Genomic DNA, 13,763 nt, shown 5'->3' with positions numbered 1-13,763 from the left:
TATCGAGCCACGTTAATGGTGAACCCGCCCCTACTGCTATGTCATTGTGAATGGAACGCAGTGGAATGAAGCAATCTCTGCCCTCTCGGTAATCTTGGCGATTGCTTCCCTGCGATCGCAATGACAACTATTTAGCTGCGCTCCAACTTTACGATTACACCACAAATCGTTCGCTCACGATTGTATCATCGATGCCCAAACAGACGGTAAATTCTTCACCAAAGTTAGCATCAAACTCACATTGAATCCACACATCCGCAGCTCTAGCTGTGACTTCCTTAAATACCTCCCCTTCCACGAGGATAGTCATTTTCAGGTTAACGGGCAAAAACTCGGTATCCTTGGGATAGACTTTTAAGTTGGCGATCGCCTTCTCCTCTTCTTCCTGTATCAGATTAATCAGCAACACCACCTGACACTGAAGCAAGTCTACACTCAGATCGTAAAACTTGGCTCGCTGAGTGCGATCGCTCCACACCATCACCGGACGCAACTGTTCTGGTGTTAACAACTTCTCTGCTCTTTGCCAACCTTCAGTAAATACACCCTGAAACCAATCCCTTAACCTGGTCGGTTCTTCCTCCCATTCCGGATAAACATCCAACACCTGAAACCCAGCAATTTCCTGCAATTCCCCCGCTTCAAACAATTCCTCAATGCGCCTGAGTCCTTCCGGCGAACCCTCGATCACCACAACCACACTACCCGGTTTCATAATTTTAATTTGAATAGTTTCATCCTTGGATGCTTCTCTGAGTATCTGTAGCCATCGATCCACTTTAGGCTTCAACTCATCAATCGAACCTTCTAGGGTAATGACCATTTCTTTTCTGTCTAAACCGTACAATTGTTCTACATCGACAATATTGCTTAACTCTAGTCCAAAGAATTCAGCAATTGCTTTAGCACTTTCAACTGAAACTTTTTTCCGTTCAAAAAAACGCGAAACTGTTGAGCGACTTAGATAGCCTATTTGTTGGGCTATATAGGCATGCGTTATTTTTTGATAATTCGCTTTTTCTTGGTCAGATCTTGCTTTTTCAAGCTTGTCCCATCCCAGAGTTGTTGCAATACCTCTAGATCTTGACCTCATTTTATATCTCCATATCCGAGGGCTAAATATTCATTATTAATAATGCTATTATACTCCATTTCATTTTTTGGTGCAGATAGTGCAAAACAGAGTATCAATGACGAACTAAAGCGGCCCAAAAGACTGATAAGTTGTGTTTTGATGTAAATGCACAGTTAAACGTCCAGGAGCCAATAATTATGAGCCCTCACGAGTACGATCGGGAATTTCATACCGAATTGCATCAACCGCACTATCATCCCCCGCACAACTTCGATCATAGCTTTGATGGAGGTGGCGATGATGATAGCTGGGTTCACGATTTCCTTGAAGGTATTTTGTCCTGGCTCATGTAAAGCGAATAATTGATATCTTATTAATTCTCTCGCCGTAAAACGTCAGCGTTTTACCTTTAAGTGCAGATGATGCAGAATATTCCTAAATGCTGCATCATCTGCCCTCGAAATCCAATCCATAAGCTTGTTAGCCTAACAATGTAAATCAATTTTCCTAGGAGGAAAACTATGCGCCAGCGTGAGTGGTATGAAGAAGATCCTTATCTGCTTCGAGCCAAACGTGGAGTACGCCATGAACTTGCTCAATCCATGCAACAGTCGTCCAATACCCCTTTGGGTGGAGATGATAGTGATGGTAATGGTTTAGCGGAGCTTTTGATTAATCTATTCTTCGGCGGTTAATTCACGGAAACTTCTGAATCGGGCGGGTTTTTGCGGCTAAAACTTCTCTCAGCCCGCCCTTTTATTCATCAAATTATCTACTCATTTAGGAGCAACAATCATGAATAATCCTGTCAAATTTACGATCGCGATCGCCAGCGCCATGGCTGTTCAATGTCTCATGCCGAACATTGCTCTAGCGGACTACGGAGCGATCGCCTATTCTCGAAGTACCGGACGCTGGGGAGCCTCCTGGCAGCACCTATACAGTGATTTAGCCAGAGACAGAGCCTTGTATAATTGCGATCGCCGAGACTGCGTTGTTGAAGCTCTAATCGAAAACACCTGTGGCGCTCTAGCTCGCAAACGCAATAACACTCAAGTTGTTGCCACTGGATTTAGCGATCGCCGCGATCGAGCGGTAAACCGTGCTTTAGCAGCCTGCGGAAGCAACTACTAGCTTGTGACCACTATCTGTAGCAATTCTAGAAACTAGCTCCATCATTCAATGATGTTAATCATGTGATTCGATCGCAGATTCGGATCGGCCCAGGAGCAAATCAGACCAGTGGGGCCCGGATCGACGAGGTGAACCGGTTGACTTCTAATCCATTGGCCAGCAATAGATAGGCGCAATTCAAACAGTTGCACTGCTCCTAAACGGCGAATGCCTGGAACTTGTTGCAACAAGGCGATCGCATCGGACATATAGGCGGGTTGACCGAGTGGCCAACCGTTACCTCCTGGGCCGCCGGTTAGGGGATTAAAGAAGCGATAGAGGGTTACATTGAGAGTATGCAGGAGTTCCGTTTGCGCTTCTGGGGTGCGATAGCTGGGGTCTAGGGAGACTTCGGTTTGTACGGAAAGTCCCACATATTCAGGTTCTAAAAGCTCCACCTGCACGCCCAATAAGCGCCGTTCATCTAGGTAGGCCATGAGTTTGCGATGCAAGGGAGGACTGAGGCGAAACTGTTCGGGAGGGATGCCAACCCCTTGTGCGATCGCCTGTCGGTTGGAGTCGGGAACCACTAATAGTTGCACGGTTCCTGGTTTTTTGGGGTTGGTGGGTAAACAAGTGGCGCGGGCGATCGCCCCATCTCCTCCTAAAATCGTCAAAGATTCAAAGTCTTCTGGAGTCACCGCGCGATCGCGAGTTCGCAACATTTGAGGCACGCGCATGGCTGCTTGTTCAATGGTTTCTGCTTCCGTCCCATTGCGAGCTGGAATTAGATTCACCACATTGGCGACATAGGGAACCGCAGATTTCAGCGTATTAAGACTGCGATCTTCCACATTGCCTCGCAACCCACCTCCGGTGCGATAGCGGCTCATTTGCACAGTTGCTCCCCTAGGGGGTATGGCTCCATATTGGTGTTCCATGCTGGGGGGTTGGAGCGGAGGGCGATCCTGTCCCTGTTGTAGAATAGCGCGGATATCCTTAGCCTGCTTGAGTTGGGCGGGTTCCCGGATCAGGGGGCCAAACTGGAGCGTACCGGTAAGGGAATCAATCAGATAATGCAGATCGCTCGGACTAGAATTAGAAAAGTCAGTCACTTCTTGCCATCGTTGAGCGGTTTCCCCTGGAGGCGTGACGATCAGATATTCGTCTTCTTGACGGTCGAGAATGGGCGATCGCCGCAGTTGGAACCGTTGCCCTGGTTCTCCATTACTGTTACCCAGTAGGTCATTTTCGATCAGTTCGCATTGAGTCGCTTCCGTGGTTCCGCCAATGGCTTTGACTCCAATACCAATGATTTGTGGCGATCGCGTGTAACTTGGTTGACTCAGGCGTGGAGTCGCATAAACACAGCGCAACCATCGCCCTTGATAGGCGGTAAATTGGGCTACTGGAAAATTCAAGGGTAGATGTAACGTAATATCCACTCCCTGTAAGGGATTTCCCCCTCGTTGGGCAATGTCCGCGAAGCTAAAGCCTTGGGTTTCATCATCTGATTCTTCAAGTAGCACTGGCTGCCAATACTGACCATTCCAGGCTTCCCAGCGTCGCGGGGGGTCAGTGGGGTCAATGCCTGTGGGAGTCGCCTCCTGTCCTTTTAATGTAAGAATGATAACATTTCCATCCAAGGATTCTTGGGGATCGAAGACCAGATAGAAACAATTCCCTGGTTGGGGTTGAGCGTTGAAAAGGGGCAATTCGGGGCCAGACCATTCCCCTGTAGGGGTCAGATTCCAGAGATGGGTAAAGCGATCGCGTAAAATTTGCGGCGTTTCCTCGATTTGCTCGGCTCCCAGAAAATGGTTAATCTGAGGATTACCAATTGTTAGGGGGCGATCGGTACTAAATACAATAGGGTCAAGTCCGGGTTGCCGCTCCGTTGCCACCTCAATCCCCACCGGTATTGTATAAGACTCTGGCAAATCCGACACCAAATAAAAAGTTACTTCTGTTGTCGCTGGATTCGGCGGCTCTAAGCGAATACCGAGCAATTCTAAGAATAAAATATAATTGCGCCGAGGCAGTTGGTTAAACCGCAGCAGCATTTGATGGGTTAACCAGGCAAACATTTCAATCATGGTAATGCCTGGATCGCTCGGATTATGATTCGTCCATTCTGGACAATAGCGTGGAATTCTCAACAGACATTCTTCGATCAAGTCTTGGTATTCTCGGTCATCTAAATTCGCTTTCGGTAATTTTGGTAAAAAATCAAAAACCATAATTAATTCCTGTCTGCAAGAAGAAAAGAAAGAAACGAAGACTGTTAATGGTGTAAGTCTACCGATTGATCGCTTTATGATGAATGGAGGTAAGCGAATTCAAAACGCAGATCCCAAGACAAGGTAAGACTATTCCCATCGTATTACCCCTCACTTAGTCTACCTCTTAGAACCTCGAAAAGAAAATAGTTCTACTGAAACTCATCAAGCCTTACAATAGAACAAGCTGGGGGATAGGAAGGGCTAAAGATAAACTTGGCTGAGAATATAGCGTAGGCGATCGTAATCATCTTTGAGGAGTAGACTCAAATTTCGTCCGGCTTGCACTAACCAGGAGTGTTCCGTATGGCGCAGTTGGTAAATCGTTCTCAAGGTCGCTGCAATCAAGGCATCAACTGGCGTTCCGGGAATTTCTAGCAAAATGCGAATAAAATCAAATTCCTCGCTAAAGCGAATCACTTCATCAGGATGACATTGATAGACTGCTTGGTGAATTTGCGGGGGACGCGGGGGTAAATGCTGATAAACTCTGGAGCGAGAATTCCGGGGTTCAAGGGTTTCAAATCCGACAATCGCCGCTCGAAACTCAGTTTTAAGCATGGCAAAAATTTGCGGTTGCTCTGATCGCAGTTGTTCTAGAGATAATCCCAAAGCTCTAGCACGATGGATCGAATCAATGGGAGTAGTGGTGGCATGATACACCACCGCATAAACCCAATAGCCTGTATCTGGTTCTGAGGAGCGTTCGGGAGTGACACCAAGCGATCGCACAAAAGAACCAAACGCTGGCATCATGGGAAAGTTGAGATCTTCTGGTTCCAGACATTGGGCTAAAAATTCCGAAGTTGCCGTTTCGATCACCTCAGCAATATGATTTTCTGGGCGATCGGTGATGGCAGTTTGAGTTAAGGGTAAGCGCATGGAGAATGCGAGATGAGGTAATAGTGGGGATGGGCAGACGCGGGAACACGGAAAGGACTAAGTGCCTATGACTACTTCCTGCTCCCTCCTGTCTACTCCCTACCCCTTATTTTTTACTCGTCGGATCGACGATTTCCAACTCTGCGAGTCGGAAGGTAACCAACTTATCCCAGTTTCCCCCTTCAAAGAGTACCGCTGCTTTACCATCGGTTACCCGTTGCACTTGGCCGGTAAAACCATAATAAGTATCTCCCATATTTTTTACCCGTACTGCTACACCTGGTAAGATCATCCTTTTTTACCTCAAGCGATAAAATATCCATTAAAACTTTAGCCGATGTCGGTGATTGGCTACTGCTTCTACCAAGCCGATCGCCAAAAAATTGGTCAATAGAGCCGATCGCCCATAACTCATCCAAGGTAGCGGAATTCCGGTAACTGGGGCAAGGCCGATGGTCATGCCAATATTCACCATCACCTGAAACACAATCATCGATAATACCCCGATCGCCAGCAAAGAACCAAAGTTATCCTTCGCATTTTGGGCAATCATCACTAAGCGCAGACAAATTAACCAAAAGACCAATAACAGGATCGTCGCGCCAATAAATCCCAACTCCTCACCCACAGCCGAAAAGATAAAATCCGTGTGTTGTTCGGGAATAAAATGCAGTTGGGTTTGGGTTCCCTGATTTAACCCTGTGCCATGGAGTTGTCCCGAACCAATGGCAATCCGAGATTGAATGAGATGATAACCTCCGCCTAGGGGGTCTTTTTCCGGGTTGAGAAATAAAATTAAGCGGTCTTTCTGATAATCCTTAAGCAGTCCCCAAAAGACCTCACCCAGGAATCCAAACGCCGTACTTAGAGCAACTGTAACGCCTGTTCCGATACGCGGCCAAGGTAAACTGGTCCAAGCTAAAAGGGCTAGTAAACCCACCCAAGCAAACCAGGCTGGAAGATAAAGATTAAATAGGATCGCTGAGATCATTGGAGAGATCAACAAAATCAGCCAACTGGGATTGGTATTAGCCCAGTAAAGCATTCCCAAGGCGATCGCCCCAAACACGAGGGAGGTTCCTAAGTCAGGTTGCAGAAACACAAAACCCCAAGGAACGCCTACAATAGCGAGAGTTTTGAAGAGGCTCGATAGGGTTGAAGCCCCCTTACTGTGGAGCAGAGAAGCTAAGGTAATAATTACCCCCAATTTGGCGAATTCCGAGGGCTGAATATTAAACCCACCAATGGTAATCCATCGTTGCGCGCCTAAAGCCGTTGTGCCAATAAAAATAACCGCTAATAAGGAAACATTAGTAATACCATAGATCACCCATTGCCACTGGATGAGTTGCTGGTAGCGCCAACGGGCAATAAATAGAGCTAGAATACACCCCATCCCCCCAATAATCCAATGTTGCAGCCAATCAGTATATTGAAGATTGAGCTGGGTTGAGCGAATCATGATCCCACCAAACAGGGTTAAGCCAATCACCAGAATCAGCAATAGCCAATCTAAATTTTTCCAACTATTGAGTATAGACAGCCAGCGAATTCTAGAACCTGAATTAGCAGAGTAAAATAGAGATCTACGCATAAGAATGGGGAATGGGGAATGGGGAATGGGGAATAGGGAATGGGGAATAGGGAAGGATGAATCCCTCTCTATTCTTGATAGAGTATCCCTGATTGACTCTAATTTATCTGGTGAGGACGGCGACAGAGATTTTAGCTGCGATCGCCTTAGCGACCTTGACTAACGCTTGAGCTGAAGCCGATTCAGGATCGCTGACCACAATAGGTAAGCCGCGATCGCCACCTTCCCGTAAACCTATTTCTAGGGGAATACAACCGAGCAGGGAAACACCCAGTTCTTCTGAGGTCTTTGCACCCCCTCCCGAACCAAAAATGTCATAGTGGCGATCGGGCAGATCCGGCGGGATAAAATAACTCATATTTTCCACCATTCCCAGCACTGGAACCCCCATCTGTTCAAACATTTTCAGCCCCTTACGCGAATCAAGAAGGGCCACATTTTGGGGAGTGGTCACAATAATGGCACCTACCATGGGAACCGCTTGAGTCAAGGTTAATTGGGCATCTCCAGTTCCAGGAGGCATATCCACAATCAGATAATCTAACTCACCCCAGTCCACTTGATAGAGGAATTGGCGAATCACCCCATTGAGCATGGGGCCGCGCCAAACCACTGGTTGGTCTTTTTCAATCAAAAAGCCCATGGAAACCAGCTTTACGCCATGATTAAAAGCCGGTTCTAGGACTTCTTTGCCCCCTCTGTCCTGTACCATCACCTTAGCCGAGTCTAAGCCCAACATCGTTGGGGCATTGGGGCCATAAATATCAGCATCAATTAAGCCCACCTTAGCCCCCGTTTGGGCTAAAGCGACAGCCACATTCACTGCCACCGTACTTTTTCCCACTCCCCCTTTACCACTGGAAATGGCAATAATATTTTTCACGCCCTCAATCCCTTGGCGATCGGGTAAGGTATTCTTAGCTTGAGGGGTTTCTGCTGTCACCTCAATATTCACCGATTGAACCCCTGGAAGCTTTTTCACCGCTTTTGTACAGTCTTCGACAATAAATTCCCGCAGTGGACAAGCGGGAGTAGTCAGCACCAAAGTAAAATTCACATTTCCCTGGGCATCAATCTCAATTTGGCGAATCATATTTAATTCCACCAAACTTTTCCGCAGTTCTGGGTCTTCCACAGGTCGTAGGACTTCTAAAACGGATTGGGGATCGAGGGTCAAAGTCATAAGGATTTGCTATTGGCTGTTGATTATTCCGACGTTACTTATCAAATCTTAACGCCCTTGGGCAATTCTCATCGGTTTTCATACGGGTTGACTTAAAATCCAAAATCTACCGAGTTTCCTGGATGGGTTTTCTTTCCAGGACCACCTTGAAGGGGCGCTTTCTCTGCTGCTTTGGCTAGAGCTTCAGCGACTTTGGCTGCATAGGGACGAATAAACGACCAAATCAGAGGAGAGAGCCATCCGCGCAAGGTGACTGAATAGGAGATGCGAGTGCCCCAAACCGTCGATTCGACTTGATAGATCATCCTCTCTTCAATTCCGGGCATAGCCAAAATTCTAATGCTTAAGAGTTCTCCGGGTCTGACTCGTTCCACAAAAATGCGGATTGGAATGGGGCTTAACCGAGTCACAGCCCTAAAAATCAGTCCCGGTTTAGGAACCAAACCCCTAGGGACATTGGTTCGCGCTAAGAGGGGATGCCAAGAGACATCAGCGAAATCAACAACGGTTTGCCATAGATCGTCAACCGAAGCTGAACTAATGACACGATAGGTTTTGGCTAGGGTACAGCGAACTCTACGACTCTTGCGGCCCAATAGCTTAGACAAAAAATCTGGCATTGTCTATTCAATACTCACACTAAAAAATAAAGAAATCATTGATGCACTTAGGTTTGAGCAGGATTAGGCGGGTTTTAATGTCAACGGGGAGTGGGTCATTCACGCTAGGGTAACATTGCCAGTGAGATCTGCGGATCGTGGATTAAGAATTATTTCAGTTTACCAGCGCCCAACAGTATATTATGGGTCTAAGGCTTGTTCCAAGTCGATTTGAGATACTACAATCAACCCAGAAGTCCACAATTCCTAATAGAAAAGGTAGACGATCAAAATGGAGCAAAGAACACACGAAACGGAAGATGGAACAACAGTTATTGTTTTAACGCCAACTGGACGTTTAGATATCACTACAGCCTGGCAATTTCGTTTGAAACTACAGGAATGTATTTCTAAGCTCAGTAGGCATGTGGTGGTAAATCTGGGTCAAGTAAACTTTATTGATAGCTCAGGCCTAACGTCTTTGGTCGCTGGGATGCGGGATGCGGAGAAGGTTAAAGGCTCTTTTCGTATCTGTAATGTTCATCCGGAAGCTAAGTTGGTGTTTGAAGTGACGATGATGGATTCTGTATTTGAAATTTTTGAAACAGAAAATGATGCACTAGAAGGGGTTCCCAGGGTTGCAGGATAATTGGGGCAAAAGGGTCTGACGAATGTGTTTGAGTCACTAGGAGAGGGGACGGTCAGCTTTCTGGAAGCAATTGTCTTAAACTCCTGGTGACGGGACTTTAATGCTGGTTTTTTGCGAAAACCTTGGCAAAGTGACCTTTAGGCGCGAGAATGGAATCACCCACTCTTGATAATTGTAGCTGTGAATACTGTCCGCACTGTTTCCGATACTAAGCGAGCGTTTTATACTAATCATACCCGGCCCATTAATTCTATCTACCGCCGTGTGGTGGAGGAATTGATGGTAGAGATGCATTTGCTGTCGGTCAATGTGGACTTTGAGTATGACCCCATTTATGCCCTTGGGGTTGTTTCGTCCTTTGACCAATTTATGGAGGGATATTCACCAGAGGGTGAAAAAGCATCTATTTTTGCAGCGTTGTGTCAAGCGTTGGAGAGCGATGTCAATGTTTATCGGGCAGAGGCTCAACAGGCTCAGGAACAGATTAAGGATTGGTCTGGAGATGCTGTGGTGACTTTGCTTTGCGATCCGCATCAGGGTGAAGGTGCGGAGGCTCTGCGGGGGCGCTTGAAGGCGATCGCCGATAATCCTAAGTTTAAGTATAGTCGTTTGTTTGCGATTGGTTTGTATACTCTCGTCTCTACGGTTGATTCTGAACGACTCCAAACTGAGGAGAGTCGTAACCAAACGTTGGAAAAGATTGCCCAAGGATTGGGACTTTCTTTGGAGAAATTGCAAAAGGATATTGAATTGTATCGGTCGAATTTGGAAAAAGTGAAGCAAGCTCAGGCGGTAATGAAGGATATTTTGGAAGCTGGACGTAAAAAACGACAAGAGCGAGCTTTGCAAAAGGAGGAATAATAGGGATGTGTAGCTCCCTTCGAGTCAGCTCAGGGAGCATAAACATGGAGATTAACCATTACCCATGACTTCTCGTAATATTCTAGAGTGCGAAGGCTACTGGCTCTATAATGCTCAAGTTCCTCTGTCTCTGTTTCTGCCCAAACATTGCCCTCCTACAGTGACACCTAATTCAGAAAAACTGGTGCGGGTGGATATCTGTATTGAAGAGGGCATGATTACTAAAATTTGCGCCAGTGGCGATCGCCCTCCGAGCAATGAAAATAATGTCTATGATATGAAGGGAGGCCAAGTCTGGCCGACTTTTGTCGATATCCATACTCATCTGGATAAGGGGCATATTTGGCATCGTAGCCCTAATCTTGATGGTACATTCGAGGGGGCGATCGCTGCTTCTGGAGAAGATGGCGATCGCTATTGGACGGCTGAAGATCTCTATCGGCGTATGAATTTTGCCCTAAAGTGTAGTTATGCCCACGGAACCCAAGCCATTCGCACCCATCTCGACTTGAGAGGTGAAGAAACCGAAGTGACTTGGGAAGTTTTTCAAGCTCTCCGGAAAGAATGGCAAGGGAAACTTGAATTGCAAGCAGTGAGCTTAAGCACGTTAGAAGAATTACTAACTCCAGAAGGACAACAGTTTGTTGATCGCTTGGCAGAAATAGGAGGAATTTTAGGGGGAATGCCCCTCATGAATTCTAATCTTTCACGCCAACTTGGTTCGGTATTTTCTTTGGCACGAGAGCGAAACTTAGACCTAGATTTCCATACGGATGAAAATCTAGATCCGCAAGCGCGTACCCTTTATCAGGTAACACAAACGGCGCTTGGCTATCAATTTGAAGGTCAAATTACCTGCGGTCATTGTTGTAGTTTAGCCCTGCAAACTCCAGAGCAGATCCAGTCAACCCTAGAAGCGGCAAAAGCAGCGAACATTGCTATTGTCAGCTTACCAATGTGCAATCTCTACCTGCAAGACCGGCAACCGGGAAAAACCCCCACCTATCGCGGTGTAACCTTAGTTCAGGAAATGCAAAAGATGGGAATTCCGGTAATATTTGCCTCCGATAATTGTCGCGATCCGTTTTTTGCCTTTGGCGATCATGACATGTTAGAAGTCTTTAATCAAACTGTGCGAATTGCCCATTTAGATATTCCTTATGGCAACTGGCCGCAAGCAGTCACTACAATTCCAGGTAAAATTATGAAGTTACCTAATCCAGTGGCGATCGCCGTCGGTTTACCCGCTAACTTAATTCTCTTCAAAGGACGGCGATTTACTGAACTCTTAACCCGTTCCCAACATGACCGTATTGTATTGCGTAATGGTAAACCCATTGATACAACTTTACCCGACTATGCTGAATTGGATAAGCTCTGAACACCTGGATCTTAGCTATAGCTTCTTCCGATGAGAGAAAAAAGCGGTACACTATAGCTGTACGCTGGCTAAGTACAGTCAGGCTGGAGATAAGCGATCGCCATGACAAACCAAGACCTAATCCTATCTACCCTTGATGGTGGTAACTTTAGCGCCTATGTTTCTGAACCCCCTGAAGGAAACGGCCCAGGATTAATCGTCATTCAAGAAATTTTTGGGGTGAATGCTATCATGCGTCAGATAGCAGATGAGTACGCTAGTTTGGGCTATCTGGCTGTAGTTCCCGATTTGTTTTGGCGACTCGAACCCAACATTGAACTAGAACCCGACAATCAAGAAGATTTAGCTAAAGCCTTTAGTCTTTACGAGCAGTTTAATGAAGATCAAGGTGTAGACGATTTGATCGCTACCTTAGAAGCAGTCAAAGCCTTACCGAGTTGTAGCGGGAAAGTGGGAACCCTGGGATTTTGTCTGGGAGGAAAACTGTCCTATTTAATGGCCACGCGATCGCTGGCTGATTGTAATATTTCCTATTATGGGGTGGGTATTGATAACAATCTCCATGAACAAGAGCAGATTAAAACCCCCCTGATGCTTCACCTAGCAGAATTGGATGAATATGTCAGTCCCGATGCCCAAACTCAAATGATCTCTAGTCTCCAAGACCATCCTCAAGTTATTCTACATCGCTACTTAGGTGTAAATCATGGCTTTAGTCGGGTGAACTCCACTGCCTATGTTAGCGAAATCGCTCAACAAGCGGGCGATCGTACTCTACAATTCTTGCAGCAACATCTAAAACCGTGATCTCCGAAGGTGAACATGGCATCATTTATCAACATCAATCCCCAACTCCTAGAAGATCAAGACCTCCGACTCACAGAAAAACAAAAAGAAGAGATTTGGAGTCGTTTTCCCAAACCTGTTGATGGTCATTACTGTGCTGATGCCATCTTTGAAGGGGGAGGAGTACGGGGAATTGCCCTATTAGGAGCCTTACGCTGCTGTGAAGATTTGGGCATTCAGTGGAAAAAGCTGGCTGGAACCTCTGCGGGTTCATTAACCGCAGCTTTTTTAGCGGCTAGTTTTCCGATTAATAAACTCGAAGAGATCTTGAGTAGCATCGACTACAATGGGATCTTCTCTCAAAAAACTAGCCCCTTCATTTTCAATGGCGATCCTAGCGACGACCTCCAAGCGCCCTTATGGATGATCGTATCTTTATTATTGACCCAACAACTCGGTCAATACTCCTCAGATCCCTTCCGAGACTGGATTGCTAAAACCCTTAAATCCAGGGGAATTGAAACTTTTACTGATGTCAAACGCTTCGATCCCCAACGAGAACTGAAGATTGTCGTCTCCAATATCACCCACTGCGAGATGTGGGTTCTACCTGACGATCTCAATCCCAATTCTGCTCGACTTAACAAAGACCAAAAAAGCCATCGCCAAGCTATCCTACAACAGCATAATCTCAAGCATTACCAAGACTTTAGTATCGCTGAAGCCGTACGCTTATCTTCGAGTATTCCTTTATTTTTCAAACCCGAACAACTCGGTAATGCCTATATTCTCGATGGTGGTTTGCTCAGTAACTTCCCTTTGTGGATTTATGACCGCCCTTCCGGCGATCCCTTGAACCCTCCAAAATGGCCCACATTTGGCTTTCGCTTAATCGATCAAACCCTGAACCCACCTAAAATTAACAACGCCCTTGATCTATTTACTGCTTCCCTGCGATCAATGGCTAATGCTAGAGACCGATACCATGTGCGCCACGGTGACCAAGGTCGGGTGATTAATATTGATGTCACCAAGGCCAAAGTCACCACTACCGACTTTTCCCTTAGCTCGGAGAAGAAGGTTAAACTCTATCGCTTGGGATACAAACAAACCAAAGACTTTTTCCTCCACCATTGGAACTGGAAGCGCCATTTGAAGGAACGAGGATTTTGCTAAAAAACTTCCCCACTTCCCTTGCCTTTCTTAGCTCAGTTTGTTATCATGGGGAAGGCTTTCCTTGGAGAGGTGGCTGAGTGGTCGAAAGCGGCAGATTGCTAATCTGTTGAAGGTATTAATACCTTCCGAGGGTTCAAATCCCTCTCTCTCCGTTGAATCTGTCTCTTCCATGGAGAGACTTTCAC

The 13,763-nt window shown here is 46.3% G+C and carries 15 protein-coding genes and 1 tRNA gene; 9 read left to right on the top strand and 7 right to left on the bottom strand.

What is annotated here, in order from left to right; translation table 11 throughout:
* Positions 1 to 154 precede the first annotated feature (154 nt).
* Positions 155 to 1,093 carry a DUF1822 family protein gene (locus tag AC3A14_RS03955; protein ID WP_318731407.1) on the bottom strand — a complete coding sequence of 313 codons (939 nt, stop codon included), beginning with the start codon at positions 1,091 to 1,093 and terminating at the stop codon, positions 155 to 157.
* 179 nt (positions 1,094 to 1,272) lie between these two features.
* Between AC3A14_RS03955 and AC3A14_RS03950 the strand changes: the two genes are divergently transcribed.
* From AC3A14_RS03950 to AC3A14_RS03940, 3 genes are all read left to right on the top strand, one after another.
* Entirely contained in the window at positions 1,273 to 1,428 is a 156-nt protein-coding gene (locus AC3A14_RS03950) for a hypothetical protein (protein ID WP_318731408.1), read from the top strand.
* 168 nt (positions 1,429 to 1,596) lie between these two features.
* Positions 1,597 to 1,770: a hypothetical protein gene (locus AC3A14_RS03945; protein WP_318731409.1), complete on the top strand. Its 174-nt coding sequence runs from the start codon at positions 1,597 to 1,599 to the stop codon at positions 1,768 to 1,770.
* Positions 1,771 to 1,870: 100 nt separating this feature from the next.
* Positions 1,871 to 2,209 (top strand): DUF4189 domain-containing protein, encoded by a 339-nt coding sequence (locus tag AC3A14_RS03940; protein ID WP_318731410.1) that lies wholly within the window; start codon positions 1,871 to 1,873, stop codon positions 2,207 to 2,209.
* Between the two features lie 41 nt (positions 2,210 to 2,250).
* On the opposite strand, the gene AC3A14_RS03935 is transcribed toward AC3A14_RS03940, so the two are convergent.
* The 6 genes from AC3A14_RS03935 to AC3A14_RS03910 form a co-directional block, all read right to left on the bottom strand.
* Positions 2,251 to 4,428 carry a putative baseplate assembly protein gene (locus tag AC3A14_RS03935; RefSeq protein ID WP_318731411.1) on the bottom strand — a complete coding sequence of 726 codons (2,178 nt, stop codon included), beginning with the start codon at positions 4,426 to 4,428 and terminating at the stop codon, positions 2,251 to 2,253.
* A gap of 243 nt (positions 4,429 to 4,671) precedes the next feature.
* The gene (locus AC3A14_RS03930) at positions 4,672 to 5,349 is read right to left on the bottom strand and encodes an HAS-barrel domain-containing protein (RefSeq protein WP_318731412.1); all 678 of its coding nucleotides are present in this window, start codon (positions 5,347 to 5,349) and stop codon (positions 4,672 to 4,674) included.
* A gap of 106 nt (positions 5,350 to 5,455) precedes the next feature.
* Entirely contained in the window at positions 5,456 to 5,641 is a 186-nt protein-coding gene (locus tag AC3A14_RS03925; protein ID WP_318731413.1) for an NAD(P)H dehydrogenase subunit NdhS, read from the bottom strand.
* Between the two features lie 30 nt (positions 5,642 to 5,671).
* Positions 5,672 to 6,943, bottom strand: a complete 1,272-nt coding sequence (gene rodA, locus AC3A14_RS03920; RefSeq protein ID WP_318731414.1) for a rod shape-determining protein RodA — start codon at positions 6,941 to 6,943, stop codon at positions 5,672 to 5,674.
* Positions 6,944 to 7,046: 103 nt separating this feature from the next.
* Complete coding sequence (locus AC3A14_RS03915) at positions 7,047 to 8,126, bottom strand: Mrp/NBP35 family ATP-binding protein (protein ID WP_318731415.1); 1,080 nt, start codon at positions 8,124 to 8,126, stop codon at positions 7,047 to 7,049.
* 92 nt (positions 8,127 to 8,218) lie between these two features.
* The gene (locus AC3A14_RS03910; RefSeq protein ID WP_318701093.1) at positions 8,219 to 8,746 is read right to left on the bottom strand and encodes an SRPBCC family protein; all 528 of its coding nucleotides are present in this window, start codon (positions 8,744 to 8,746) and stop codon (positions 8,219 to 8,221) included.
* 271 nt (positions 8,747 to 9,017) lie between these two features.
* Here AC3A14_RS03910 and AC3A14_RS03905 point away from each other — a divergent pair, with 271 nt between their 5' ends.
* The 6 genes from AC3A14_RS03905 (at position 9,018) to AC3A14_RS03880 (ending at position 13,730) form a co-directional block, all read left to right on the top strand.
* Positions 9,018 to 9,374: an STAS domain-containing protein gene (locus AC3A14_RS03905; protein WP_271945430.1), complete on the top strand. Its 357-nt coding sequence runs from the start codon at positions 9,018 to 9,020 to the stop codon at positions 9,372 to 9,374.
* Positions 9,375 to 9,554: 180 nt separating this feature from the next.
* Positions 9,555 to 10,235 (top strand): photosystem II biogenesis protein Psp29, encoded by a 681-nt coding sequence (gene psb29 / locus AC3A14_RS03900; RefSeq protein ID WP_318731416.1) that lies wholly within the window; start codon positions 9,555 to 9,557, stop codon positions 10,233 to 10,235.
* A gap of 64 nt (positions 10,236 to 10,299) precedes the next feature.
* The gene (locus AC3A14_RS03895) at positions 10,300 to 11,616 is read left to right on the top strand and encodes a cytosine deaminase (protein WP_318731417.1); all 1,317 of its coding nucleotides are present in this window, start codon (positions 10,300 to 10,302) and stop codon (positions 11,614 to 11,616) included.
* 102 nt (positions 11,617 to 11,718) lie between these two features.
* The gene (locus AC3A14_RS03890; protein WP_318731418.1) at positions 11,719 to 12,423 is read left to right on the top strand and encodes a dienelactone hydrolase family protein; all 705 of its coding nucleotides are present in this window, start codon (positions 11,719 to 11,721) and stop codon (positions 12,421 to 12,423) included.
* A 15-nt stretch (positions 12,424 to 12,438) separates the two neighbouring features.
* Positions 12,439 to 13,578 carry a patatin-like phospholipase family protein gene (locus AC3A14_RS03885; RefSeq protein WP_318701098.1) on the top strand — a complete coding sequence of 380 codons (1,140 nt, stop codon included), beginning with the start codon at positions 12,439 to 12,441 and terminating at the stop codon, positions 13,576 to 13,578.
* Between the two features lie 63 nt (positions 13,579 to 13,641).
* Positions 13,642 to 13,730: transfer RNA gene (locus tag AC3A14_RS03880), tRNA-Ser, on the top strand.
* Positions 13,731 to 13,763 lie beyond the last annotated feature (33 nt).

The organism is Roseofilum sp., assembly GCF_982964205.1.
Note: the sequence above shows the minus strand (reverse complement) of the source record. Positions and strands in the feature narration are given on the sequence as shown.

Excerpts from the sequence above, each read along its gene's own strand:
- AC3A14_RS03925 (WP_318731413.1), bottom strand. The coding sequence starts at position 5,641 with ATGATCTTACCAGGTGTAGCAGTACGGGTAAAAAATATGGGAGATACT.
- AC3A14_RS03910 (WP_318701093.1), bottom strand. The coding sequence starts at position 8,746 with ATGCCAGATTTTTTGTCTAAGCTATTGGGCCGCAAGAGTCGTAGAGTT.
- AC3A14_RS03945 (WP_318731409.1), top strand. The coding sequence starts at position 1,597 with ATGCGCCAGCGTGAGTGGTATGAAGAAGATCCTTATCTGCTTCGAGCC.
- AC3A14_RS03950 (WP_318731408.1), top strand. The coding sequence starts at position 1,273 with ATGAGCCCTCACGAGTACGATCGGGAATTTCATACCGAATTGCATCAA.
- AC3A14_RS03955 (WP_318731407.1), bottom strand. The coding sequence starts at position 1,093 with ATGAGGTCAAGATCTAGAGGTATTGCAACAACTCTGGGATGGGACAAG.
- AC3A14_RS03940 (WP_318731410.1), top strand. The coding sequence starts at position 1,871 with ATGAATAATCCTGTCAAATTTACGATCGCGATCGCCAGCGCCATGGCT.
- rodA (WP_318731414.1), bottom strand. The coding sequence starts at position 6,943 with ATGCGTAGATCTCTATTTTACTCTGCTAATTCAGGTTCTAGAATTCGC.
- AC3A14_RS03905 (WP_271945430.1), top strand. The coding sequence starts at position 9,018 with ATGGAGCAAAGAACACACGAAACGGAAGATGGAACAACAGTTATTGTT.
- AC3A14_RS03885 (WP_318701098.1), top strand. The coding sequence starts at position 12,439 with ATGGCATCATTTATCAACATCAATCCCCAACTCCTAGAAGATCAAGAC.
- AC3A14_RS03930 (WP_318731412.1), bottom strand. The coding sequence starts at position 5,349 with ATGCGCTTACCCTTAACTCAAACTGCCATCACCGATCGCCCAGAAAAT.
- AC3A14_RS03890 (WP_318731418.1), top strand. The coding sequence starts at position 11,719 with ATGACAAACCAAGACCTAATCCTATCTACCCTTGATGGTGGTAACTTT.
- AC3A14_RS03895 (WP_318731417.1), top strand. The coding sequence starts at position 10,300 with ATGACTTCTCGTAATATTCTAGAGTGCGAAGGCTACTGGCTCTATAAT.
- AC3A14_RS03935 (WP_318731411.1), bottom strand. The coding sequence starts at position 4,428 with ATGGTTTTTGATTTTTTACCAAAATTACCGAAAGCGAATTTAGATGAC.
- AC3A14_RS03915 (WP_318731415.1), bottom strand. The coding sequence starts at position 8,126 with ATGACTTTGACCCTCGATCCCCAATCCGTTTTAGAAGTCCTACGACCT.